This is a genomic window from Azotobacter beijerinckii (genome assembly GCF_900110885.1).
Lineage (GTDB): Bacteria > Pseudomonadota > Gammaproteobacteria > Pseudomonadales > Pseudomonadaceae > Azotobacter > Azotobacter beijerinckii.
The window spans coordinates 1-22,458 of record NZ_FOFJ01000030.1 but is presented as its reverse complement, the minus strand read 5'-3'; the positions used below and the strand labels follow the sequence as shown (position 1 = coordinate 22,458).

General features: G+C 67.4%; 22 protein-coding genes. 4 read left to right on the top strand and 18 right to left on the bottom strand.

Annotated elements, in window-relative coordinates:
- Window positions 1–5 precede the first annotated feature (5 nt).
- From BMY22_RS14880 to BMY22_RS14845, 8 genes are read right to left on the bottom strand one after another with little or no spacing between them, the layout of a single operon-like run.
- Window positions 6–995 carry a septal ring lytic transglycosylase RlpA family protein gene (locus BMY22_RS14880; protein ID WP_090623378.1) on the bottom strand — a complete coding sequence of 330 codons (990 nt, stop codon included), beginning with the start codon at window positions 993–995 and terminating at the stop codon, window positions 6–8.
- On the bottom strand, window positions 992–2,020 hold the full coding sequence (gene mltB / locus BMY22_RS14875; protein ID WP_090623376.1) for a lytic murein transglycosylase B: 1,029 nt from the start codon (window positions 2,018–2,020) through the stop codon (window positions 992–994). Before mltB ends, BMY22_RS14880 begins: the two co-directional genes overlap by 4 nt.
- 14 nt (window positions 2,021–2,034) lie before the next feature.
- Window positions 2,035–3,189 (bottom strand): rod shape-determining protein RodA, encoded by a 1,155-nt coding sequence (rodA, locus tag BMY22_RS14870; RefSeq protein ID WP_090623373.1) that lies wholly within the window; start codon window positions 3,187–3,189, stop codon window positions 2,035–2,037.
- A complete protein-coding gene (mrdA, locus tag BMY22_RS14865) occupies window positions 3,179–5,095 on the bottom strand; it encodes a penicillin-binding protein 2 (protein ID WP_090623372.1) in 1,917 nt (638 codons plus the stop codon). Before mrdA ends, rodA begins: the two co-directional genes overlap by 11 nt.
- 15 nt (window positions 5,096–5,110) lie before the next feature.
- Window positions 5,111–5,578 (bottom strand): 23S rRNA (pseudouridine(1915)-N(3))-methyltransferase RlmH, encoded by a 468-nt coding sequence (gene rlmH / locus BMY22_RS14860; protein ID WP_090623369.1) that lies wholly within the window; start codon window positions 5,576–5,578, stop codon window positions 5,111–5,113.
- Between the two features lie 7 nt (window positions 5,579–5,585).
- Window positions 5,586–5,939, bottom strand: a complete 354-nt coding sequence (gene rsfS / locus BMY22_RS14855; protein ID WP_090623368.1) for a ribosome silencing factor — start codon at window positions 5,937–5,939, stop codon at window positions 5,586–5,588.
- Between the two features lie 20 nt (window positions 5,940–5,959).
- Window positions 5,960–6,604: a nicotinate-nucleotide adenylyltransferase gene (gene nadD / locus BMY22_RS14850; protein ID WP_090623365.1), complete on the bottom strand. Its 645-nt coding sequence runs from the start codon at window positions 6,602–6,604 to the stop codon at window positions 5,960–5,962.
- Window positions 6,604–7,869 (bottom strand): glutamate-5-semialdehyde dehydrogenase, encoded by a 1,266-nt coding sequence (locus BMY22_RS14845; RefSeq protein ID WP_090623362.1) that lies wholly within the window; start codon window positions 7,867–7,869, stop codon window positions 6,604–6,606. Before BMY22_RS14845 ends, nadD begins: the two co-directional genes overlap by 1 nt.
- A 178-nt stretch (window positions 7,870–8,047) precedes the next feature.
- Here BMY22_RS14845 and BMY22_RS14840 point away from each other — a divergent pair, with 178 nt between their 5' ends.
- Window positions 8,048–9,367 (top strand): bifunctional DedA family/phosphatase PAP2 family protein, encoded by a 1,320-nt coding sequence (locus tag BMY22_RS14840; RefSeq protein ID WP_090623359.1) that lies wholly within the window; start codon window positions 8,048–8,050, stop codon window positions 9,365–9,367.
- Window positions 9,368–9,377: 10 nt separating this feature from the next.
- On the opposite strand, the gene BMY22_RS14835 is transcribed toward BMY22_RS14840, so the two are convergent.
- Genes BMY22_RS14835 through BMY22_RS14825 form a run of 3 tightly spaced genes read right to left on the bottom strand, consistent with a single transcriptional unit; the run spans window position 9,378 to window position 11,053 of the window.
- Window positions 9,378–9,968, bottom strand: coding sequence for an LON peptidase substrate-binding domain-containing protein (locus tag BMY22_RS14835; protein ID WP_090623358.1), 591 nt, complete (start codon window positions 9,966–9,968; stop codon window positions 9,378–9,380).
- Window positions 9,969–9,977: 9 nt separating this feature from the next.
- The gene (locus BMY22_RS14830; protein WP_090623355.1) at window positions 9,978–10,694 is read right to left on the bottom strand and encodes an LrgB family protein; all 717 of its coding nucleotides are present in this window, start codon (window positions 10,692–10,694) and stop codon (window positions 9,978–9,980) included.
- Window positions 10,691–11,053, bottom strand: a complete 363-nt coding sequence (locus BMY22_RS14825) for a CidA/LrgA family protein (protein WP_090623354.1) — start codon at window positions 11,051–11,053, stop codon at window positions 10,691–10,693. The genes BMY22_RS14830 and BMY22_RS14825 overlap by 4 nt, the downstream gene beginning before the upstream one ends.
- A 278-nt stretch (window positions 11,054–11,331) precedes the next feature.
- Here BMY22_RS14825 and BMY22_RS14820 point away from each other — a divergent pair, with 278 nt between their 5' ends.
- From BMY22_RS14820 to BMY22_RS14805, 3 genes are all read left to right on the top strand, one after another.
- Complete coding sequence (locus BMY22_RS14820; protein ID WP_090623351.1) at window positions 11,332–11,973, top strand: Rossmann-fold NAD(P)-binding domain-containing protein; 642 nt, start codon at window positions 11,332–11,334, stop codon at window positions 11,971–11,973.
- Between the two features lie 264 nt (window positions 11,974–12,237).
- Window positions 12,238–14,574, top strand: coding sequence for a type I 3-dehydroquinate dehydratase (gene aroD / locus BMY22_RS24665; RefSeq protein WP_208599295.1), 2,337 nt, complete (start codon window positions 12,238–12,240; stop codon window positions 14,572–14,574).
- Window positions 14,575–14,784: 210 nt separating this feature from the next.
- Complete coding sequence (locus tag BMY22_RS14805) at window positions 14,785–15,018, top strand: hypothetical protein (protein WP_090623350.1); 234 nt, start codon at window positions 14,785–14,787, stop codon at window positions 15,016–15,018.
- 24 nt (window positions 15,019–15,042) lie between these two features.
- Here the strand turns inward: BMY22_RS14805 and can are convergent, their stop codons facing one another.
- The 7 genes from can to BMY22_RS14770 all read right to left on the bottom strand — a co-directional run bounded on the left by can (window position 15,043) and on the right by BMY22_RS14770 (window position 22,306).
- A complete protein-coding gene (gene can / locus BMY22_RS14800; protein ID WP_090623348.1) occupies window positions 15,043–15,684 on the bottom strand; it encodes a carbonate dehydratase in 642 nt (213 codons plus the stop codon).
- A 91-nt stretch (window positions 15,685–15,775) separates the two neighbouring features.
- Complete coding sequence (rimI, locus tag BMY22_RS14795; protein ID WP_090623346.1) at window positions 15,776–16,228, bottom strand: ribosomal protein S18-alanine N-acetyltransferase; 453 nt, start codon at window positions 16,226–16,228, stop codon at window positions 15,776–15,778.
- Window positions 16,221–17,018: an energy transducer TonB gene (locus BMY22_RS14790; protein WP_090623344.1), complete on the bottom strand. Its 798-nt coding sequence runs from the start codon at window positions 17,016–17,018 to the stop codon at window positions 16,221–16,223. Before BMY22_RS14790 ends, rimI begins: the two co-directional genes overlap by 8 nt.
- Complete coding sequence (locus tag BMY22_RS14785) at window positions 17,015–18,565, bottom strand: 2-isopropylmalate synthase (protein WP_090623343.1); 1,551 nt, start codon at window positions 18,563–18,565, stop codon at window positions 17,015–17,017. Before BMY22_RS14785 ends, BMY22_RS14790 begins: the two co-directional genes overlap by 4 nt.
- Window positions 18,566–18,731: 166 nt before the next feature.
- A complete protein-coding gene (locus tag BMY22_RS14780; RefSeq protein ID WP_090623420.1) occupies window positions 18,732–21,044 on the bottom strand; it encodes a PqiB family protein in 2,313 nt (770 codons plus the stop codon).
- Complete coding sequence (locus tag BMY22_RS14775; RefSeq protein WP_090623342.1) at window positions 21,037–21,660, bottom strand: paraquat-inducible protein A; 624 nt, start codon at window positions 21,658–21,660, stop codon at window positions 21,037–21,039. Before BMY22_RS14775 ends, BMY22_RS14780 begins: the two co-directional genes overlap by 8 nt.
- On the bottom strand, window positions 21,647–22,306 hold the full coding sequence (locus BMY22_RS14770) for a paraquat-inducible protein A (protein WP_090623339.1): 660 nt from the start codon (window positions 22,304–22,306) through the stop codon (window positions 21,647–21,649). The genes BMY22_RS14775 and BMY22_RS14770 overlap by 14 nt, the downstream gene beginning before the upstream one ends.
- Window positions 22,307–22,458 lie beyond the last annotated feature (152 nt).

The window sequence follows — 22,458 nt, the reverse complement described above, 5'->3', positions numbered from 1 at the left end:
CGGTCTCACTCGGGTTTGACCAGGGTCGGCTGGCCAAGTCTGGCCAGGCGCACGCTGTCCTGCAGTTGCCGGACCTCGTCCTGGCTGCCGATCGGCCCCAGGCGCACGCGGTGGAAGGTCTGCCGGTCGCGCACCACCGAGCTGACAAACGCCGGGGTGGCGCTGATCCGGCTCAGCTTGTCCTTGAGCAGCTCCGCCGCGTCCGGATTGGCGAAGGCGCCGACCTGCAGGTACAGGCCCTCGGCCTGGCTGGCAACGGCATTGTTGGCGGAGGCGACCTCCACGGGCAACACGGCCGCCGCATGCTGGCTGGGCGGCGGCGAGTATTCCTCGATCGGCTGTGCGGCCGGCCGGGTCGCCGGCTGCGCCTGGACCACCGGCGGTCGAGCCGACACCAGCGGCGGCTTGCGGCCCTGCTGGGCCCACCACTCCTCGGGATCGATGCCTTCCACGCTGACCCGCGCGGTACCGATTTCGGCATAGCCGAGCTTCTTCGCCGCGGCGAAGGACAGGTCGATGACCCGGTCGGAATAGAAGGGACCGCGGTCGTTGACCCGCAGGATCACGCTCTTGCGGTTGTCCAGGTTGGTCACCCGGACGTAGCAGGGCAGCGGCAGGGTCTTGTGCGCCGCGCTCATCCCGTAAAGGTCGTAGTGCTCGCCGTTGGCGGTGGCCTGGCCATGGAACTTGGTGCCGTACCAGGAGGCGGTGCCGGTCGCCTTGTAGCGGCGGCCGTCGTTCATCGGGTAGTAGGTCTTGCCCAGCACCGTGTAGGGGTTGGCCTTGACCGGACCCTCGTGGGGCGTGGGCACCGCGTCGGGAATCTGCGAGACATCGATGTCCCACCAGGGGGCGCCGTCCTTGAGCGGTCGCGGGTAGTGGACCGCGGCGGAGCCCGACGACGCGCCGCGCTCCGGCGGCGTGCTGGAGCAGCTGACCAGCAGCGCCAGGCCGCCGAACAGGGCCAGACGGATCGGCAGGGCGTGCCGCGTCATCGGCGCCCGCCCCGCGCCTGGAGCAGCAGATCGGAGAGCTGGTAGACCGCCATGGCATACATCGCGCTGCGGTTGTAGCGGGTGATGGTGTAGAAGTTCGGCAGTCCCATCCAGTATTCCGCACCCTCGGCGCCATCCAGCCGGAAGGCGGTGACCGGCAGGCCGTCGTCGAGGCGCTCGCGGGTCGCCCAGCCGAGGCTGCGCAGCTCGCCGACGCTTTTCACCGGGTCCAGTCCCTCGGTCAGGCCCTGTTCGGCCTCGGCGCCATCGATCTCGGCACGGCTGGCCACCGGCCCGCCGGCGACCCAACCATGGCGCTTGAAGTAGCTGGCGACGCTGCCGATGGCGTCGGTCGGATTCCTCCAAATGTCGATGTGGCCGTCGTTGTCGAAGTCCACCGCATAGGCGCGGAAGCTGCTCGGCATGAACTGCGGCAGGCCCATGGCGCCGGCGTAGGAGCCGGTCAGGGCGAGCGGGTCGACCTGTTCCTCGCGGGTCATCAGGAGGAACTCGCGCAGCTCCTTGCGAAAGAAGGGCGCGCGCGGCGGGTAGTCGAAGCCCAGGGTGGACAGCGCGTCGATCACCCGGTAGTTGCCGGTGTTGCGCCCGTAGAAGGTTTCCACGCCGATGATCGCGACGATCACCTGGGCCGGCACGCCGTACTCCTGCTCGGCGCGGGCCAGGGCCGCCTCGTGCTGGCGCCAGAAGTCCACGCCGCGGGCCACCCGGGCCTCGGTGATGAAGATCGGCCGGTATTCCTTCCACGGCTTGGCCCGCTCCGCCGGCCGCGAGATGGCGTCGAGGATCGGTTGCTTGCGCTCCACCTCGCGGAACAGGCCGAGCAGCTGCTCGCTGGCGAAGCCGTAGTCGCGGGACATCTCCGCGACGAACTCGTCGACCTGCGGCGAATCCGTGTAGTCGCCGGCCAGCGCCGCGCCGCCGCGCAGCGCGCAGGACAGCCCCAAGGTACCCGCCAGGCCGGCCCAAGACAGGGTTCTGGCCGCCCGGCCACGCCGTATGTGCATTGATCCGTCACTCTTCAAACCTGCGCGATCCACTTGCGATGGGTGTGGATCGACATCAAAACCCCGAACCCTGACAGCAGGGTCACCAGCGAAGTTCCGCCGTAGCTAATGAACGGCAGGGGTACCCCCACCACCGGCAACAGGCCGCTCACCATGCCGATGTTGACGAATACGTAGACGAAGAAGGTCATGGTCAGGCCGCCGGCCCACAGCTTGCCGAACAGGGTCTGCGCCTGCACGGTGATCACCATTCCGCGGGCGATCAGCAGCAGGTAGACCAGCAGCAGCAGGCAGACGCCGACCAGCCCGAACTCCTCGGCCAGCACCGCAATGATAAAGTCCGTATGGCTTTCCGGCAAAAAATCCAGGTGCGACTGGGTGCCGAGCAGCCAGCCCTTGCCGAACACCCCGCCCGAACCGATCGCCGCCTTCGACTGGATGATGTTCCAGCCGGTCCCCAACGGATCGCTTTCCGGATCGAGAAAGGTGTGGATGCGCTGCTTCTGGTAGTCGTGCAGGACGAAGTACCACATGCCCACCGCGACCGGCACCACGGCCGCCACCGCGCTGCCGATCCACAGCCAGGGCAGCCCGGCGACGAACAGCACGAAGGCTCCGGAGGCGAGGATCAACATCGCGGTGCCCAGATCCGGCTGGCGCAGGATCAGCACGAAGGGCACGCCGACCAGCGCCAGGCTGACGGCGGTGTGCTTGAGCCCCGGCGGCAGGTTGTTGCGGGCAAGATACCAGGCGATGGTCGCCGGCATGATGATCTTCAGGAACTCCGAGGGCTGGAAGCGGATCACCCCGGGGATGTTGATCCAGCGGGTGGCGCCCATCGCATTGTGGCCCATGACCTCCACCACCCCCAGCAGAATCACGCCCAGGACGTAGGCCAGCGGCACCCAGCGCGCGATGAAGCGCGCCTCCACCTGGGCGATGAGCAGCATGGCGAGCATGCCGAAACCGAACGAGCTGGCCTGCTTGATCACCAGCTCGAGGTTCCTGCCGCTCGCCGAATAAAGGACGAACAGGCTGCCGGCGGCGAGCAGCAACAGCAGCAGCAGCAGCGGGCCGTCGATGTGCAGGCGCTGCAGCAGGGTAGCACGGCGGCGCAGCACGTCCTCGTCGGACAGGGTGCGGTCGAAGTTATTGAAATTATTGTGCATTGGTGGGCTCCTGAGGCGGCGCCGCGAACTGCGCCTTCAGCCGGCCCTTCTCGTCGAGCAGCCAGGCGTCCATCACCTGCTTGGCCACCGGCGCGGCGATGCCGGAGCCGGACTCGCCGTTCTCCACCATCACCGCCACGGCGATCCGCGGATTCTCGGCGGGGGCGAAAGCGACGAACAGGGCGTGGTCGCGATGGCGCTCCTGCAGCTTGTTGCGGTCGTATTTCTCGCCCTGGCGGATCGCTACCACCTGCGCCGTGCCGCTCTTGCCGGCGATGCGGTAGCGCGCCGTGGCGCCGACCTTGTGCGCGGTGCCGCGCGCACCGTGCACGACCTGCTGCATGTCGGAGCTGATCAGGTCCCAGTTGTGCGGATCCTTGAGCTGGATGTCCGGCGGCGCCGGGCGCGCCTCGAGCAGGCCGCTCGCCATCAGTTGCTCCGGCGACAGGCCGTCGGCCTTCATCAGCAGCCGCGGACGGTGCCACTTGCCCTTGTTCGCCAGGAGGGCGGTGGCCTGGGCCAACTGCAGCGGGGTGGCCAGCATGTAGCCCTGACCGATGCCGGTGATCAGGGTCTCCCCCGGATACCAGGCCTGGCGGCGCTTGATGCGTTTCCACTCGCGCGAGGGCATCAGCCCCTCGGCCTCCTCGAACATGTCCAGGGACACCCGTTGGCCGATGCCGAAATGGCTCAGGTAGCGGTGCAGACGGTCGATGCCGAGGCGGTGCGCCAAGGAGTAGAAATAGGTGTCGTTGGAACGGGAGATCGCCGCTTCCATGTTCACCCAGCCGTCGCCGCCGCGGTTCCAGTTGCGGTACTTGTGATCGACGTTGGGCAACTGGAAGAAGCCCGGGTCGAAGATCCGCGTGCTGCGCTCCACCACCCCGCTGTCGAGGCCGGCCAGGGCGACCACCGGCTTGATCGTCGAGCCCGGTGGGTAGATGCCGCGCAGCACGCGGTTGTACAGCGGGCGGTCGATGGAGTCGCGCAGGGCAGCATAATCCTTGCCGCTGATCCCGGTGACGAACAGGTTGGGGTTGTAGCTCGGCTGGCTGATCATCGCCAGTACCTCGCCGCTGGTCGGGTCGATGGCGATCACCGCCCCGCGGCGGTCGCCGAGGGCTGCCTCGGCGGCCTTCTGCAGACTCAGGTCGAGACTCAGGGTGAGATCCTTGCCGGGCACCGGATCGGTATGCTTGAGCACCCGCAGCACCCGCCCGCGGGCGTTGGTCTCGACCTCCTCGTAGCCCACCTGGCCGTGCAGCAGATCCTCGTAGAACAGCTCCACGCCGGTCTTGCCGATATGGTGGGTGCCGCTGTAGGCGACCGGATCGAGCCTCTTCAGCTCGCGCTCGTTGATCCGCCCGACATAGCCGACCGAATGGGCGAAGTGCTCGCTCTGGGGATAGTGGCGGACCAGTTGGGCGGCCACCTCGACGCCGGGCAGCAGGAACTGGTTGACCGCGATGCAGGCGATCTGCTCCTCGGACAGCTCGAAGAGCACCGGCACCGGCTCGAACGGCCGGCGCCCCTGGCGCACGCGCCTCTCGAACAGGGTGCGCTCCTCAGGACCGAGTTCGAGCACCCTGACGATGGTGTCCAGCACCTTCTGCCAATCGCCGGCCCGCTCGCGGGTCACCGTCAGGCTGAAGCTCGGCCGGTTGTCGGCGAGGATCACCCCGTTGCGGTCGAAGATCAGCCCGCGGTTCGGCGGGATCGGCTGCACATGGATGCGGTTGTTTTCCGCCAGGGTCGAATGCTGCTCGTACTGGATCACCTGCAGGTAGTACAGGCGCGCCACCAGCACCAGCGACAGCAGCGCGATGGCCACGGCGCCGACGACAGCCCGCGCGCGGACCTGGCGCGCGTCCTTCTCGTGGTCTTTGAGGCGAATCGGCTCCGGCATTGGCGCAAACCGCGGTCACTTGTGATACGGATGCCCGGACAACAAGGTCCAGGCACGATAGATCTGCTCGCCGATGAGGATGCGGACCAACGGATGCGGCAGGGTCAGCGGCGACAACGACCAGCGCTGCTCGCTGCGCGCGCAGACCTCCGGCGCCAAGCCCTCCGGGCCGCCGACCATGAGGTTGACGGTGCGCGCGTCGAGACGCCAGCGCTCCAGCTCGGTGGCCAGCTGCTCGGTGCTCCAGGACTTGCCGGTCACCTCCAGGGTGACGATGCGCTCGCCCGCCAGCACCTTGCCCAGCATGGCCTCGCCCTCCTGGCGGATCAGGCGGGCCAGGTCGGCATTCTTGCCCCGGGTGTGCAGGGGGATTTCCACCAGCTCGAGGGCCAGCTCGGGCGGCAGGCGCTTGGCATACTCGTGCCAGCCCTCCTCCACCCAGCGCGGCATCCGCGAGCCCACGGCGATCAGGCGCAGACGCACGGCGGCTTCATTCCTCGCCGTGCTGGGCGCGGCTCTGCTCCGCGCCCTGCCAGAGACGCTCGAGGTCGTAGAACTGGCGGGTGGCGACCTGCATCACGTGGACCACCACATCGCCCAAGTCGAGCAGGGCCCACTCGCCGCCCTCCAGGCCCTCGCTGCCCAGCGGGCGCACGCCCTGCTCCTTGACCTTCTCCAGGACGTTGTCGACGAGGGATTTCACATGGCGGCTGGAGGTGCCGCTGGCGATCACCATGAAGTCGGTGACGCTGGTCTTGCCGCGCACATCGATGACGGTGATGTCCTTGGCCTTGAGATCTTCCAGGGCGTCGACCGCCAGCTGGACCAGTTGTTCGTTTTGCATGGACGACTCGTGTGTGATGTTCAGTTCGACGCCGGGTACAACCCGTGCGCATGGATATAGGCCAGCACCGCATCGGGCACCAGGAAGCGCACCGAGCGGCCGCTGGCCAGGCGTTCGCGGATCTGGGTGGCGGACACCTCCAGCGGCGTCTGCCAGACGAAGGCGATGTGCCCGCCCGGCCCGGCAAGGGCCTGGGGATCGCCGCCGCTGCGCGCCGCCAGCAGGTTGCGCAGGGCTTCCGGCGGCTCGCTGGCGGCATCCGGGCGCTGCAGGACCAGAATGTGGCAGTGGTCGAGCAGATCCTGCCAGCGGTGCCAGCTCGGCAGGCCGCAGAAGGCGTCCCAGCCGAGCAGGAGGAACAGTTGGTCGTCCGCGGCCAGTTCGCCGCGCAGGGACTCCAGGGTGTCGATGGTGTAGGACGGCCGCTCGCGCCGCAGTTCGCGATCATCCACGGTCAGCGGCGGCACGCCGTCGACCGCGCAGCGGACCATCGCCAGGCGATCGGCCGCCGACACCTGCGGCGACTGCCGGTGGGGCGGGCGCGCGCAGGGGATCAGCCGCAGCTCATCGAGGCCGAACTGCTCGGCCACTTCGAGGGCGCCGCGCAGATGGCCGATATGGATGGGGTCGAAGGTACCGCCGAGAATTCCGATCTTTTTCGCCATCAGCCGCGCACATGGCCGTCGCCGAACACGACGTACTTCTCGCTGGTCAGTCCTTCCAGACCGACCGGGCCGCGGGCGTGCAGCTTGTCGGTGGAGATGCCGATCTCCGCGCCCAGGCCGTACTCGAAACCGTCGGCGAAGCGCGTCGAGGCGTTGACCATCACCGAGCTGGAATCCACCTCGGCGAGGAAGCGCCGCGCATCGGTGAAGCTCTCGGTGACGATGGCATCGGTGTGGTGCGAGCCATAGCGGTTGATGTGGGCAATGGCCTCGTCCAGAGAGTCCACCACCCGCACCGAGAGGATCGGTGCGTTGTACTCGGTGGACCAGTCGGCCTCGCTCGCCGCCAGAGTGCCTGGGCCGAGCAGCTCGCGGCTGCGCGGGCAGGCGCGCAGCTCGACGCCCTTGGCCCGGTAGATCTCGCCGAGCGGCGGCAGCGCGCGGGCAGCGATGGCGGCATGCACCAGCAGGGTTTCCATGGTGTTGCAGGGCGCGAAGCGCTGGGTCTTGGCGTTGTCGGCGACGCGCACGGCCTTGTCGAGGTCGGCGGCATGGTCGATGTAGACGTGGCAGATGCCGTCCAGGTGCTTGATCACCGGCACCTTCGCCTCGCGGCTGATGCGCTCGATCAGGCTCTTGCCGCCGCGCGGGACGATCACGTCGACGAACTCCGGCATGGCGATCAGCGCACCCACCGCGGCGCGGTCGGTGGTTTCCACCACCTGCACGGCGGCCGCCGGCAGGCCGGCCTCGGCCAGGCCGAGCTGGATGCAGCGGGCGATCGCCTGGTTGGAGTGGATCGCCTCGGAACCGCCGCGCAGGATGGTGGCGTTGCCGGACTTCAGGCACAGGCTGGCGGCGTCGATGGTCACGTTGGGACGCGACTCGTAGACGATGCCGATCACCCCCAGCGGCACGCGCATCTTGCCGACCTGGATGCCCGAGGGCATGTAGCGCATGTCGCGGATCTCGCCGATCGGGTCGGGCAGCCGGGCGACCTGGCGCAGTCCCTCGATCATCTCGTCGATGCGCGCCGGGGTCAGCGCCAGACGGTCGAGCATCGCCTCGTCCAGGCCGCCGGCGCGGCCGGCGGCCAGATCCTGCGCGTTGGCCGCGGCGAGCGCCTCGCGGGCAGCGTCGAGAGCGGCGGCGGCAGCTTCCAGGGCGCGGTTCTTCTGCGCGGTGCTGGTGCGCGCGAGGACCCGCGAGGCTTCGCGGGCTGCGCGGCCCAGGCGGGTCATGTAATCGAGCACGGACTCGGTCATGGTCTCGGGTCTGGCAGTCGGGGAAAGCGGCTGATTATAGCGATACCGCCGCCCTGCGCCCAGCGTGCTCGGGCAGATGGTTGCGGAGCGGGCTCCCCCGGCCGCTGCCGGCTGCTATCATGCGCCGTCGGGCGGCATGCCCCACCCTTCACCGGCTCACGACAAGGAGCGCCGCCCGATGAGCGCATGGCTCGACAGCCTGACCGGCTGGCTGACCGCCCACCCCGAAGGGCTGGGACTGGCCATTTTCCTGACCGCCTGCATCGAGTGCCTGGCGGTGCTCGGCGTCATCCTTCCCGGCGGCGTGCTGATGTTCGCGCTCGCCGCCATGGCCGGCAGCGGCGTCCTCTCCCTCGGCCAAACCCTGCTGCTGGGCTATGTCGGCGGCCTGCTCGGCGATGCGCTGTCCTACACCCTGGGCCGGCATTTCCATCAGGGCATCCGGCGCCTGCCGGTGTTGCGCCACCACCCGGAATGGCTGATCGGCGCCGAGGTGTACTTCCAGCGCTACGGTATCGCCAGCCTGTTGGTCGGCCGCTACATCGGTCCGCTGCGGCCGATGCTGCCGATGATCGCCGGGATGCTCGACATGCCGCTGCTGCGCTTCATCCTGGTCTGCCTGCTGTCCGCCGCCGGCTGGGCGACGGCCTATCTGCTGCCCGGCTGGGCCACCGGCGCCGCCCTGCGCCTGCCGCTGCCGAAAGGCTTCTGGAGCGAGGCCGGCGTAGTGCTGGCGGTGCTCGCGGTGGTCCTCGGGCTGATCGCCCAGGCCAGCCTGCGCCGCCAACGCTGGACCACCGCGCTGGCCGCCGGGCTCTGCCTGGCCTCGCTCGGCGCCCTGCTGCTGGGCTGGAGCCGGCTGCACGAACTCGACCTGGGCCTGCTGGCGCTGTTCCAGACACAGCGCCACGCCAGCCTGGACTGGCTGATGGTGCTGATCACCAGCCTGGGCGACACCCGAAACCTGCTGTGTGCCGGCGCGCTGCTCGGCCTGCTGCTGCTCGCCGCTCGACAACGCCGGGCGGCACTGTTCGCCGTCCTGACCCTGTTCGGCACGGCGCTGAGCAACAGCACCCTGAAGGCACTGTTCGCGCGCAGCCGCCCGGAGGTCCTGCTCGAGCCGCTGCGGAGCTACAGCCTGCCGAGCGGGCACAGCTCGTCGGCCTTCGCCTTCTTCCTGGTGCTGGGGGTTCTCGCCGGATGCGGCCAGCCGCCGCGGATGCGCCTGACCTGGCTGCTGCTGGCCGGCCTGCCGGCACTGACCATCGCCCTGTCGCGGGTCTACCTGGGGGTTCACTGGTCTACCGACATCATCGCCGGCGCCCTGCTCGCCGGCGGCCTCTGCGCCGCCAGCCTGACCCTGGTGCAGCATCGCCAGCCCCTGGAGCCCCTGAATCCGCGGACCTGGTGGCTGATCCTGCCGCTGTGCCTGGCGCTGCTCGCCGCCATCGCCAGTTGGACGCTGCCGGACGCCCTGGTGCTGTACCGCTACCGGTGAGCCGGACGGATCAGCCCGGCGCACCGCCCTGCAGGCGCTCCAGCAGGGCCCGGATGTATTCCAGGCGGCGCGCCGGCTCGCCCATCGCCAAAAGCTTGAGCTTCTCCTCCGGATCGAGCGGCAGCAGGTAACTCAGTTGGTTGGCCAGCGCCTGCTGATCCGCCACCGTGCCGCCCATCCCCAGCGCCCCGACCAGCGGATGTTCCGCCAGCGACGTCAACAGGGCGGCCAGGTCGGCGTGTTCGGCGGCCAGCGGTGCCGCCTGGACCTCATGCAGCCAGTCCACCTCGGCGACCGTCAGTTGGTCGCGCCGCACCTCGGTGCGCCCGACCCGGAAGCGCCGCGCGCCTTCCACGCGGATCTCCAACACTCCGTCGGGGCGCTGCTGCCAGTCGCAGATCAGCGCCTCACAGCCGAGCGCGGCGAAGCGGCTGGCCGCCTCGCCAACCTCCTCGCCCTCGAGGATGCACACCACGCCGAAGCCCGTGCCGCGGCGCAGACAACGGCTGAGCATGTCCAGATAGCGTGCCTCGAAGATCGACAGATCCAGCCGACAACCGGGAAACAGCACGGTATTCAGGGGAAACAACGGAAAGTCCATCGCGCCTCCTCAAACGACCATCGCCACGCTCAAGGGCAGCAGGACCGCGGTGAACACCCCCATCAGACTCATCCCCAGGGCGGCGAAGGCGCCGCACTCCTCGCCCTCCTGCAGCGCCCGCGAGGTCCCCACCGCATGGGAGGTCAGGCCCAGGGCCATGCCCAGTGCAGCCGGATGGCGAACCCCGCAGCGCCGCAGCAGCGCGGGGCCGAACACCGCGCCGAGGATGCCGGTGACGAGCACGAACACCGCGGCCAGACCGGCCATCCCGCCGATCTGCTCGGACACCAGCATGGCGATCGGCGAAGTGACCGACTTCGGCGCCAGGGTCATCAGCATCAGTCGCTCGGTGCCGAACAGCCAGGCCAGCCCCACCCCCAGCAGGGTGGTGAAAACGCCGCCGACCAGCAGGGTCGTCACCACCGGCCAGAACAGCAGGCGAATCCGCTTCAGGTTGAGAAACAGCGGCACGGCCAGCGCCACCGTGGCCGGGCCGAGGAACACGGTGAGAATCTGCGCGCCCTCGCGGTAGGCGGCGTAATCCACCCCGCAGAACAGCAGCACGCCGATCACCAGCAGCATCGACACCAGCACCGGCTGCAGGAATACCCAACGGGTCCTCTCGTAGGCGGCCACCGCCAGCTGGTAGGCGCCCAGGGTGATGCCGAAGGCGAATAACGGATGCTGCACCAGCGCCTGCCAGGCGCCCTGCCAGTCGAGACTCATGCCCCCTTTCCCCCATTCGCCTGGCGCTCGATCAGCCGCTGCATCAGCCAGCCGGCGAAGGCCAGCGACACCAGCAAGGACAGCAACAGCGCACCGGCGATGGACCAGAAGTTGGCGGCGATCAGATCGGCATAAGCCATCACCCCCACCGCCGGCGGCACCAGCATCAGCGGCAGATAGCGCAGCAGGCTGCCGGCCGCCTCCTGTACCGGCGCGCTCACTTCGCCGCGCCAGACCAGATAGACGAACAGCAGCAGCAGGCCGATGATCGGCCCCGGCAGCATGGGCAGGCAGAGCGCCTGGATGGTCGTGCCGAGCAATTGGAACAACACCAGCCAGGTGAGGCCTCGCAACAACATATGAACCTCCGAGGTCGAACCGCCGCCCGAAAAATCCCGACGCCACCGGGCGGCCTCGAGACAGGCGGACGGGAAAGGGCCCATTATAGGCAGGCAGGGCGGCTCGCCATAAAGCGCAAAAGTCTGCCCGCTCCCTCCGGCGGGAGGCCGCCGGGCAGTGACCAGGGCTTTAGGCCACACTACAACCCATAACGACAAGCGAAACGGCAGTGTTGGCCGATGCACGGAGCGCATGTCCGCCAGCCGCCCGATCATCCACCTTGCGCGAGGACTTCCCCATGTACCTGACGCCTCAGCACATCCTGCTCGCCGGCGCCACCGGCCTGGCTGGGGGGCACCTGCTCGACCGCCTGCTCACCGAACCGACCATCGCCCGGGTGCTGGCGCCCGCCCGCCAGGCGCTGGCCGAACACCCGCGCCTGGAAAATCCCCAGGGCCGCCTGGCGGAGCTGCTGCCGCGCCTGACCGGGCCGGTCGACACCGCCTTCTGCTGCCTCGGCAGCACCGCCGAGCAGGCCGGCACCCAGGAAGCCTTCCGCGCCATCGACCACGACCTGGTGATAGCCTTCGGCCTGCGCGCCCGCGAGCTGGGCGCCCGCCATCTGCTGGTGGTCAGCGCCCAGTGCGCCGACCCGCAGTCGCCGCGCGTCTACTGCCGGGTCAAGGGGGAGATGGAGGAAGGCCTCAAGGCTCAGAACTGGCCGCAGCTGACCCTCGTCCGGCCGACCCAGCTGCTCGGCCCGCGCAGCGAACTGCGCCTGCTCGACCAGTTGACCGACCCGCTGCTGCGCCTGACCCCGGGCCACTACCGCGCCATCGACCCCTGCGCCCTGGCCCGTGCCCTGTGGCGCCTGGCCCTGGAGGAGGACAACGGGGTGCGCGTCGTCGAGTCGGAGGAGTTGCACCGGCTGGGACGGTAAATCGACGCCTCCACGCCGCCATGGCGAAACGGCTGCCTGCTTGGCTCGGACGTTCCATGGCGCGATGGCCCTGGGCCCGAAACCGCTTTCCCCCTGCAGGGCTCTGTGCAAGGCACGATGCAATGAGCGTTCTATATACGAACGCTCATTATTTTCGTCCATAGATCGACCCGCTCCGGCTTCATATCATCCCCAGCCCGCCGAGCCTTCCAGGCTCTGCCGGCGACACGTCATTAAAAACAATTGGGGATCAGAGGTCCTAGCATGCGAAACCCTCGTTTTATACTCGTCACCCTGCTGGTGGCGCTGCCGACGCTGGCCAATGCGCAGCCGGCGATACCGGAGCAGCCCGAAGTCCTGCGGGTCGACAAATACACCGACGATGGCAGCGAGGGCACCCTGCGCTGGGCGATCGAGCGCAATAACGAGAAGCCCGGCCACTATCGCATCGAGATCCAGGCCGTGGGCGAGGCGCCCTACGTGATCAAGCCCGCCTCGCCGCTGCCGCCGCTCCTGGGGCCGGTCGTGCTGGAAGGCAGCCTCTGGCAGCGGACCGGCGAGTACATCGCCATCGACGGCTCCGACTACGTCAAGGGAGATGGCGCCCTGGCCTGTCCGGGCGCCAATCCGGGCGAATTCGGCACCAACGTGCGCACCACCACGCAGCCCGGCCTGATCCTGCGGGATACCCATTCGGTGTACATCAGCGGCCTGGAGGTGCGCAACTTCTGCATCGGCATCCTGATCAACCGGGCCAGCAACAACCTGATCCGCGACAACCGCATCGTCGCCAACAAGGGCGGCGCCGGCATCATGCTCACCGGCGACGACGGCCAGGGCAACCCCACCTCGACCACCACCAATAACAACAAGGTGCTGCGCAACCAGCTGATCGACAACGGCGACGGCCTGGAGCTGACCCGCGGAGCCGCCTTCAACCTGATCGCCGACAACCTGTTCCTCTCCACGCCGCTCAACCCCGAACCCTCCCAGGGCATCGAGATCCTCTGGGGCAACGACAACACGGTGGTGCGCAACCGCTTCGAGAACTATTCCGACGGCCTGCAGATCAACTGGGGCAAGCGCAATTATCTCGGTGCCAATGAGTTCACCGGCAACTCCATCGGTCTCAACCTGAGCGGCGAAAGCAATATCGCCGACGGCAACCTGATCCACGGCAACCGTATCGGTATTGCCCTGCGGCCCGAGGCCGCGCTCACCGCCACCCGCCTGAGCGCCAACCGCATCTGGAACAACAGCCGGGATATCCGCCGCTGCGAGGCCGGCGGCTCCTGCGTGGAGGGGCAGCGAACCGGTGCCATCGTCTTCGGCGTACCGGCGCTGGAGCATGCCGATTTCGTTGGCTCGCGCGGCAAAGGCGACAACCCCAATCCGGGCAAGCGCCACAAAATCTGCGCTCCGGGGGCAGTCGTCGACGACTGCCAGTCGATGCCCAACCGCAACCAGCAACCGCCGCTGCTGACCGGTATCGAGACCCAGGAAGGCCGGCGCCAACTCGCAGGAGAGCTGCGCGGCGAGCCGAACGGCAACTACCGCCTGGAAGTATTCGGCAACCGCGCGGCCAGTGGCAGCGAAGCCGAGGAATACCTGGGCGAACTGTACGTGCCGACCGATGCCCAGGGCCTGGCCCGCTTCACCTTCCCGGTCACCGATCCCTCGCTGCAATCCTTCACCGCGACGGCCACCACCCCGGACGGGGCCACTTCCGAGCTGAGTAGCGCCCTGATCGTCAGCCAGGCCTCGAGGGCCGGAACCGTACCTACGGCAACGGTCCAGCAGGCCGAATCGGCTTCCGCCCTCGAGCCGGTACGCCGCATCGTCCTCAAGAATGTCGTCATCGGCGAGGGGTCCCCCAAAACCATCGTGCCGACCACGGCCAAGACGGCGGCCACGCTGCTCGCGCAGGCCGAGCGTATCGGCAGCAACAAGGACGTGGATATTGCCGAGTTCCGCATCGACTATCTGGATATCGCACTCGACGGCGAAGCGCTTGCCAACCTTGGCCCGCAAGTGGCCAAGGCGCTCAATGGCAAGCCCATGATCCTCACTTTCCGCACCAAGGCCGAGGGCGGCGCCACCGCCATTACTGACGAGGCGTATGGAAAGCTGTACTCGACCCTGCTCAAGGCGGGCTTCGCCGACATGCTCGACCTGGAAATGTTCCGTGACGAGCGGGTGGTCCGGCAGATCGTCGCCGAAGCCCACCAGGCCGGCGTCGCCGTGGTGATGTCCAACCACGACTTCGAGAAAACGCCGGCGACCGAGGAAATCATTGCCCGCCTGCGTCGCCAGCAGGATTTGGGGGCGGACGTCCTCAAAATCGCGGTCATGCCCCATGACGCCGATGACGTGTTGAGGCTGCTGGACGCCACGTGGCAGATGCGTAGCCGCTATACCGACCGTCCCTTGCTGACGATGTCGATGGGCGGAGCCGGTGCGGTGTCCCGCCTGTCCGGCGAGGTGTTCGGTCAAGCCATGACGTTCGGCATGATCGGCCAGGCTTCCGCCCCCGGTCAGATCGATGTTACGGAGCTGCGCTCGGTGCTCGGTACCCTTCATGAGTCGGTAAAGGCTCGCTGATCCCGTGAGTGCTCGAAAAAGCCGGCACAGTGTATGCTCGGCACTCCGGAAACGCTGAAAGCCGCTCGAATCGAAGAGGGCGTCTTTCAGTTCAAATGACGGTGTCAAACAAAGGGGCCTGTCTGACGAAAGGCCCCTTTTTTCGTTTGCACGATGCCCAGACGTCCAGCGCCGCAAGCGTTATCGACAAGGGCGTCCAGAGGTGAGCCGATGAACAAGCGAAACAGACTGGAAAGCTTCAGCGCCCGCGAGGACGACCTGGAGGATTTCGCTGCGGAGATCCGCCAGCCCCGTCAGGTCGAACCGCGAGAACGAGCGAGCAGCCGCCTGGTCCTGCAGATCGCCCTCGGCGTCTGGCTCGGCGGCCTGGCGCTGGGGCTGACCTGGTACGGCCTGTCGCTGGTATTGCCGGAGATGGCCAACCTGCAGGTGTTCCTGCGCTGAGGACGGCTTTCCGGGCACCGACCGTCACTGGCCGGGAGGGCGCAGGCGGTACTGCTCGGGGATCTGCTCCAGGCTGCCGACGGTGACGCCGAGATTCTTCCAGCGGCCATCCTTGAGCCCGTAGATGCAGCCATGCACGGATAGCGGCTGGCCGCGATGCCAGGCGTTCTGCACGATGGACGTATGGCAGACGTTGGCCACCTGCTGGATCACGTTCAGCTCGCAGAGCCGATCCACCCTGGCCTCCTCGTCGGCCAGGCCGGCCAGGTGGCTGCGGTGCTCGTAACAGAGGTCGCGGATCGAACGGAGCCAGCCGTCGATCAGGCCCAACTGGGCATCCTGCATCGAGGCTCGCACGCCGCCGCAGCCATAGTGGCCGCTGACCAGGACGTGCCTGACCTTGAGCACATCGACCGCGTACTGGATGACCGACAGGCAGTTGAGGTCGGTATGCAGCACCACGTTGGCGACGTTGCGATGGACGAACAGTTCGCCCGGCAGCAGGCCGACGATCTCGTTGGCCGGCACCCGCGCGTCGGAACAGCCGATCCACAGGTATTTCGGCACCTGCTGCCGGGCGAGCGTCTCGAAGAAGTGCGGATCCCTCTCCTTGATGGACTCCGCCCAGCGCACATTGTTTTCGAACAGCCGATCAAGGTCGCCCATTGTCGTTTCGCTCCCTGCCATGCCTGGACCGGCCATCCCCGGCCGGCCGCACCCGATTGTCGCCAATGCCCCGGCGAGGCCCCCTGCCGGATCAATCCAGCAGGGTACAGACCATCACCAGGGCGTCCTCACGCCCGCCGGCAGCCGGGTAGTAGTCGCGGCGCCGGCCGACCTCATTGAAACCATAGCGCTCGTAGAGCCGGTAGGCGCTGCCATTGCCGGCGCGCACCTCGAGGAAGCACTCCGCGGCCCGGCGCGCCCGCGCCCGCACCATCAGGTGCTCGAGCAGCCGCTGGCCGAGCCCGCGCCCCTGGCTTTGCGGCTTGACGGTGATGTTCAGGAGATGAGCCTCGTCGAGAATCACCTGGATCACGCCGTGACCGACCTGCTGGCCGCCCTCGAACATCAGCCAGCATTCGTAGGACTTCAGGGCGTCCTGAAACGTGCCGCGGGTCCAGGGATGGCTGAAGGCCGCATATTCGACCTTCAGCACCGCCTCCAGATCCGCCTCGGTCATCGGGCGGAAGCTAATCGCATCATTCATTCACGGATATCCAGCGCATACGTACCCGGCGCATGGTGCGCCATAGCTCGGCCTTGCAGGCCGGTTCCTCCATCAGCGTTTCCAGTCCGGGCAACGCCCAGAGCGGCGGCAGGCCTTCGATCCGCAGTTCGCGGTGGTAGGCCTCGGCCTCGACCGCGCCGGCGAAGCGCAGCGCCGGCAGGCCGACCAACCACAGGCAGGCGCACGCCTCCTCCTCCAGCCGCGCCGCGACAAAGGTCTGCACGTACTCCCGCGCCGCCTGCGGCCCCTGGTCCAGATTGCCGCTCCTGAGCAGTGGCCAGCGCACCGGCTCGCCGAGCGGGCGCGGGCTGTCGGGCAGGCCGGCGGCGCGCAGCAGGTCCTTGAGCAACAGATAGACCGGGTCGCGGCTCTGGAAGGAGTCGCCGGTGGGCAGCTCGACCAGCAGTGCGCAGCAGCCGGCGCGCAGCAACTGCAGGGCGAAGCGCGGCGGCGGTAACGGCACGGCCTTGGGCGTGGCGGGTTCGACTGCGCCCTCGCTGGCAGCCACGGCAGGCACCTCGATCCTCGCGGCGGGGCGCGGCACCTCGATCTTCGGCCGCTCCACCGGCCGCTGACGCGGCGGAACCTCGGGCACGACCTTGAGTTCTGCATCCGGGCGAAGGACCGGCACAGCCGGCGCTGCCGGTGGCTCGAGCGGTTCGAGCAGCTCCGGCCGCGACGGGGCGGCGAACGGCAACGCCACCCGCGGCAACCAGCTGACCACCTGCATGGCGCCGAGATAGGCGCGGCGACGGGCCTCGTCGATCAAACGTCGGCCGCCTGCGGATGGGCCTTGGGCACACCGGCACGCATCAGGTTCAGCGCATTGATGTAGGCCTTGGCCGAGGCCACCAGGATGTCGATGTCAGCGCCATTGCCGTTGACGATGCGCCCACTCTTTTCCAGGCGCACCGTGACTTCGCCCTGGGAGTCGGTGCCCTCGGTGATGGCGTTGACCGAATAGAGCTGCAGGCTGGCCTGGGAAGCGGCGACCGACTCGATAGCCTTGAAGATCGCGTCCACCGGACCCGCGCCCTCGGCCGTCGCCTCCTGTTCGTGGCCGGCGACGGTGAGCATCAGGCGTGCCCGCGGCACCGTGCCGCTCTTCGAGACGACTTCCAGGGAGTGCAAGCGGTAGTGCTCCGGGGCTTCCTCGTCCTGGGTCTCGGAAACCAGCGCCTGCAGGTCCTCGTCGAAGATCTCGTGCTTCTTGTCGGCCAGCGCCTTGAAACGGGCGAAGGCCGCGTTCAGTTCGGTGTCGTCGGCGAGCTGGATGCCCAGCTCCTCCAGGCGGGTGCGGAAGGCGTTGCGCCCGGAGTGCTTGCCCAGCACCATCCGGTTGGTATGCCAGCCGACCGACTGCGCCGACATGATCTCGTAGGTCTCGCGATGCTTGAGCACGCCGTCCTGGTGGATGCCCGACTCGTGGGCGAAGGCGTTGGCGCCGACGATGGCCTTGTTCGGCTGCACCGGGAAGCCGGTGATCCCCGAGACCAGCCGCGAAGCGGCGAGGATGTGCGGGGTATCGATGTTGGTGTAGACGCCGAGCAGATCGTGGCGGGTCTTGATCGCCATGACGATCTCTTCCAGCGCGGCGTTGCCGGCACGCTCGCCGAGGCCGTTGATGGTGCACTCCACCTGGCGCGCCCCGGCCGCCACCGCGGCCAGCGAGTTGGCCACGGCCAGGCCGAGGTCGTTGTGGCAGTGCACCGAGAACACCGCCCGGTCGGCGTTGGGGATGCGCGCGAGCAGTTGGCCGATCGTTTCGCCGTACTGGTGCGGAATGGCGTAGCCGACGGTATCCGGGATGTTGATGGTGCGCGCGCCGGCATCGATGGCCGCCTCGATGATCCGGCAGAGGAAGTCGATTTCCGAACGGCCGGCGTCCTCGCAGGAGAACTCCACGTCGGCACACAGACTGCGGGCCTTCTTCACCGCCCGCACGGCCTGCTCGACCACCTGGTCGGGCTGCATGCGCAGCTTGTACTGCATGTGAATCGGACTGGTGGCGATGAAGGTGTGGATACGCCCCGAGTTGGCATTCCTCAGCGCCTCGGCGGCGCGCTCGATGTCCGCATCGACGGCGCGCGCCAGGCTGCACACGGTGCTGTCTTTGATGCTTTCGGCGATCGCCTTGACCGCCTCGAAGTCGCCCGGACTGGCAATGGCGAAGCCGGCCTCGATCACGTCCACCTTGAGCCGCTCCAGCGCCTTGGCGATGCGCAGCTTCTCGTCCTTGGTCATGGACGCGCCGGGGCTCTGCTCGCCGTCGCGCAGGGTGGTGTCGAAGATGATGACGCGGTCTTTGCTGCTCATTCGCGGGCTCCTTACGGCCCCGCCGCGCAGTCGGCGGGGCTCGGGCTTGTTCGACGCTTGCAGGAGGGCAAGCCGATAACCGAATTGTGGCCGGAAACGCGGCAGGCGGAAAGCCGCAGGCCGGCCCTTCGTCCTCCCGCGGCGCGACGCGCCCCAGCCTCCGGCTTTACTTCTGCTCCTTCTCCAGAACGATCTTCGGCGCCCACTGCAGCCACTCGTCATTCGCTTCACCGAACAGCGGGAAGGTCTGCCCCGGAGTAGCCGGCCGGCCCATCTGCTCGCCCTCCGGAGTGGCGAAGGCGATGCCGCCCTCGAGCAGGGTTTCCAGCGACTCGGTACGCAGCTGCGCGCCCTTGAGCAGGCCGAAGTCGAAGCCGAAACCGCTGCTGTTCCAGAAGCGGCTGCCGCTGCGTACCAGCGGCGCGTAGCGCGGCTCGATGAGGATGCTGACCAGTACCCGGTCGGCGTTTGGGCCCAGTTCGAATCCGGTGACCTTGCCCACCGTCACCTCCCGGTAGGTGACCGGCACGCCGGCCTTGAGCGAGCCACGCCGCGGCGTGCTGAGCACCAGGTTGAGTCCGGCCTCCTTGGTGGAGGCGGTCGGCGCCTGGGGTGCGGCGACGAAACGGGTCTGCCGGGGAGAGCTGCCCGGATCCGGACGCACCTCGAGGTAGGGACCGCTAACCAGGGTGTCCAGGTTGGCCGTGCGCATCAGCCCCAGTTCGGGCCTGACCACCCAGAACAGGCTGCCGGCGCGGGCGATGCGCTCGCCGGCCTGGGTGATCCGGGCGGCGAGCAGCACCGCTTGCAGGTCCTCGCTCAACTCGACCCGCTCCACCTTGCCGACTTCCAGCCCCTTGTAGCGGATCGGCGTACCGGCCTTCAGCCCGTCGCCACTGTCCACGCGGATCTGCAGCTCCAGCCCCGTCTGCAGGGCGCTCTCGCGGTCGGCATGCAGCGCATAGCGCGGAATCCGCCGGCTGCTGGCGGGCGCCTCGGGATCCGGCGTTTCGAAGGCGATGCCGCCGGCCAGCAGGCTCTGCAGAGACTCGCTCTTCACCTCGATCCCGGACAGGCCGCCGCTCAGGGTGATGCCGCTGGCGTTCCAGAAGCGCGTCGAGCCGTTCACCAGGCTGGCGTATTCCGGCTCGATGTGCACGCCCAGCAGTACGCGGCGGCGGTTGCGGGACAGCCGGAAGCTTTGCACCGAGCCGACCTTCATCTGCCGGTAGAGCACCGGGCTGCCGACATCCAGCGAGCCCAGGGTGTCGCTGCTCAGCACCAGATGCAGACCGGGTGCACCGAGATCCATCGGCGGCGCCTTGGGCCGGGCGACGAATTCGCGCTGGGACGCGGCGCCCTTCTCGCCCGGGCGCATGCCGATGTAGTTGCCCTTCACCAGCGCCTCGAGGCCGGTGACGCCGCCCAGGGAAATCGAGGGCTTGACCAGCCAGAAGTTGGTTCCCTCGACCAGGAAGTCCTCGGCCAGGGGGTCCATGACCAGCTCGGCCCTGGCGCTGGAAAGGCCGGGCTCGATCTTCAGCGTCTTCAGGATGCCGACCTGGATTCCCTTGTACATCACCGGAGTACGCCCGGCCTGCAGCCCCTCGAAATCGCTCAGCTCGACCACCACCTTGATACCGGTCTGGGCGGCGTCGAAGCTGTCATAGAGGCGAAACGGCAAGCGCGGATCGGTGGGCGGGCTGTCCTGGCGATTCTCCGGCGTGGCAAAGGCAATGCCCCCGGCCACGATGCTGGCCAGGGACTCGGTGCGGAACTTGACGCCGCCGAGCCCGGCATCGATCGTGATGCCGCTGGCGTTCCAGAAACGTGTGTGCTTGCGCACCAGATGGGCATAGGCCGGCTCGACGAAGATCTTGATCTCCACCGTACTCAGGTCCTGGGCCAACTGGTAGCTTTTCACCCGACCGACCTGGATCTGCTTGTAGAACACCGGGCTGTCGCGGTTCAGCGAGCCCAGCCGCTCGGCCTTCAGGGTGACATGCAAGCCCGGCGTGCTATCCGGCAGCGGCGGCTCTTCGGACAAGGCGGTGAACTTCTTGCTCGGCTCGCCATCCCCAGGACTGACGGCGATGTAGTTGCCCGACACCAGGGTTTCCAGACCGGTAATGCCGGCCAAGGTGACCCGCGGTGTGACCAGCCAGAAGCGCGTATTGCTGCGCAGATAGGACTCGACCTCCTTGTTCATTTCCAGGGTGGCGATCACCCCCTTGTTCGAACCTTCGTCATCCAGGGTGAGTTCCACGACCTTGCCGACCGGCATCCCCTTGTAGATCACCTCGGTCTTGTTGACCTGGATGCCCTCGCCACTGGTGAAGCGTACCTGGACCTCGATGCCGGCCTGGCTGTAGGTACGCCAGGCCAGCCAGGCACCGATCAGCAGGGCGATCAGCGGCAACACCCAGATCGCCGACCAGGTGGAAGCCGGACGGGTTCTGGCCTCGGGCAGGTCATTCATGGTCATCGTCGGACTCCGTATTGTCCCAAATCAGGCGTGGATCGAAGGTAACGGCCGCCAGCATGGTCAGAATCACCACGGTGGCGAAGGCCACGGCCCCCAAGTTCGGCTCGACCCTGGCGAGGGTGCCGAAATTGACCACGGCCACCAGGATGGCGATGACGAAGATGTCCAGCATCGACCAGCGGCCGATCCATTCGATGAAACGGAACATGATGATCCGCTGGCGGGCGGAGAGTGGCTGATGACGCTGCACGGAAATCAGCAGCAGGGCGAGGCCGACCAGCTTGAAGGTCGGCACCAGAATGCTTGCCACGAACACCACCAGCGCGACGGGCAGGGACCCCATGTGCACCAGGGTAATCACGCCGGACATGATGGTGTCAGGCTCCCCCTTGCCCAGGGAGCTGACAGTCATGATGGGCAGCAGATTGGCTGGGATGTACAAGATGGCGGCGGTAAGCAGCAATGCCCAAGTCCGCCCCAGGCTGTCCGGGTGGCGAGCATGCACGCGCGCCCCACAGCGCACGCATCGTTGTCCGTCGTGGCCCTTCTCCTGCCGGTTCAATTGATGGCATTCCGGGCAAATAAGGATTCCCGCATCAATGGCTCGCATGGCCCCTCCCCCGGGACAAGGCTTCCCAGATCTGGTGCGGCGACATGATGACCTCGAGCCAGAGCTGTACCAGAAGCAGGCCAATGAAGCAGGCCAGCCCTACTCCCAGCGCCAGATCGGCCAGGGAAACCAGCTTGACGATCGAAACCAGGATCCCCATCAAATAGACCTCCAGCATGCCCCACTCCCGCAGATGGTGGTAGGCACGGTATAGCAATAGGCCATAAGCGCGGCCGATATCCCAGCGGATGCTCAACAGGACAACCAGCTGGCAGAGCAGCTTGAGCAGCGGAATACCCATACTGCAGAGGAAGACGACCACCGCAATACCCTGTAGATCGCTGTAATAAAGAGCGGCAACCGCGCTCCAGACCGTATCCTGGGTCGTCTGACCCAGGAGGCGAAGATGCAGGATCGGCAGGAAATTGGCCGGCACGTAGAGCAACAGGGCAGCGATGACCAATGCCAGACTGCGCCCCAGCATATGAGGCCGATCGCTGAACAGCTCGAAACCACAGCGGGGACATTCGGCACGTTCGCCTGCGGAGAGCTTGGGCTTGAGCATCAGCAGGTCGCATTCATGACAGGCGACCAGCTCATCCAGAGGGAGCTCCGTTAAATCAAGGGACCGATTCAAATTATGCATGGCAGGTGCCCAAATGAAGCGGCTGCCTATTCTAAACGAGCATGGCTGCTAGAGTATTTTTGAAAATACCCATTTGATGCTGGGTGTTCAGCCTTGCGAAGAATAGAGCCGATGAAGGCCTGAGTTCCGCCCGGCCAAGCAAAAACCCCCGA

Excerpts from the sequence above, each read along its gene's own strand:
- rimI (WP_090623346.1), bottom strand. The coding sequence starts at position 16,228 with ATGAATGATGCGATTAGCTTCCGCCCGATGACCGAGGCGGATCTGGAG.
- BMY22_RS14770 (WP_090623339.1), bottom strand. The coding sequence starts at position 22,306 with ATGCATAATTTGAATCGGTCCCTTGATTTAACGGAGCTCCCTCTGGAT.
- BMY22_RS14840 (WP_090623359.1), top strand. The coding sequence starts at position 8,048 with ATGAGCGCATGGCTCGACAGCCTGACCGGCTGGCTGACCGCCCACCCC.
- BMY22_RS14780 (WP_090623420.1), bottom strand. The coding sequence starts at position 21,044 with ATGAATGACCTGCCCGAGGCCAGAACCCGTCCGGCTTCCACCTGGTCG.
- BMY22_RS14830 (WP_090623355.1), bottom strand. The coding sequence starts at position 10,694 with ATGAGTCTCGACTGGCAGGGCGCCTGGCAGGCGCTGGTGCAGCATCCG.
- rodA (WP_090623373.1), bottom strand. The coding sequence starts at position 3,189 with ATGCACAATAATTTCAATAACTTCGACCGCACCCTGTCCGACGAGGAC.
- mltB (WP_090623376.1), bottom strand. The coding sequence starts at position 2,020 with ATGCACATACGGCGTGGCCGGGCGGCCAGAACCCTGTCTTGGGCCGGC.
- BMY22_RS14820 (WP_090623351.1), top strand. The coding sequence starts at position 11,332 with ATGTACCTGACGCCTCAGCACATCCTGCTCGCCGGCGCCACCGGCCTG.
- BMY22_RS14845 (WP_090623362.1), bottom strand. The coding sequence starts at position 7,869 with ATGACCGAGTCCGTGCTCGATTACATGACCCGCCTGGGCCGCGCAGCC.
- BMY22_RS14825 (WP_090623354.1), bottom strand. The coding sequence starts at position 11,053 with ATGTTGTTGCGAGGCCTCACCTGGCTGGTGTTGTTCCAATTGCTCGGC.
- BMY22_RS14880 (WP_090623378.1), bottom strand. The coding sequence starts at position 995 with ATGACGCGGCACGCCCTGCCGATCCGTCTGGCCCTGTTCGGCGGCCTG.
- aroD (WP_208599295.1), top strand. The coding sequence starts at position 12,238 with ATGCGAAACCCTCGTTTTATACTCGTCACCCTGCTGGTGGCGCTGCCG.
- can (WP_090623348.1), bottom strand. The coding sequence starts at position 15,684 with ATGGGCGACCTTGATCGGCTGTTCGAAAACAATGTGCGCTGGGCGGAG.
- BMY22_RS14785 (WP_090623343.1), bottom strand. The coding sequence starts at position 18,565 with ATGAGCAGCAAAGACCGCGTCATCATCTTCGACACCACCCTGCGCGAC.
- mrdA (WP_090623372.1), bottom strand. The coding sequence starts at position 5,095 with ATGCCGGAGCCGATTCGCCTCAAAGACCACGAGAAGGACGCGCGCCAG.
- BMY22_RS14805 (WP_090623350.1), top strand. The coding sequence starts at position 14,785 with ATGAACAAGCGAAACAGACTGGAAAGCTTCAGCGCCCGCGAGGACGAC.
- rsfS (WP_090623368.1), bottom strand. The coding sequence starts at position 5,939 with ATGCAAAACGAACAACTGGTCCAGCTGGCGGTCGACGCCCTGGAAGAT.
- BMY22_RS14835 (WP_090623358.1), bottom strand. The coding sequence starts at position 9,968 with ATGGACTTTCCGTTGTTTCCCCTGAATACCGTGCTGTTTCCCGGTTGT.
- BMY22_RS14775 (WP_090623342.1), bottom strand. The coding sequence starts at position 21,660 with ATGCGAGCCATTGATGCGGGAATCCTTATTTGCCCGGAATGCCATCAA.
- nadD (WP_090623365.1), bottom strand. The coding sequence starts at position 6,604 with ATGGCGAAAAAGATCGGAATTCTCGGCGGTACCTTCGACCCCATCCAT.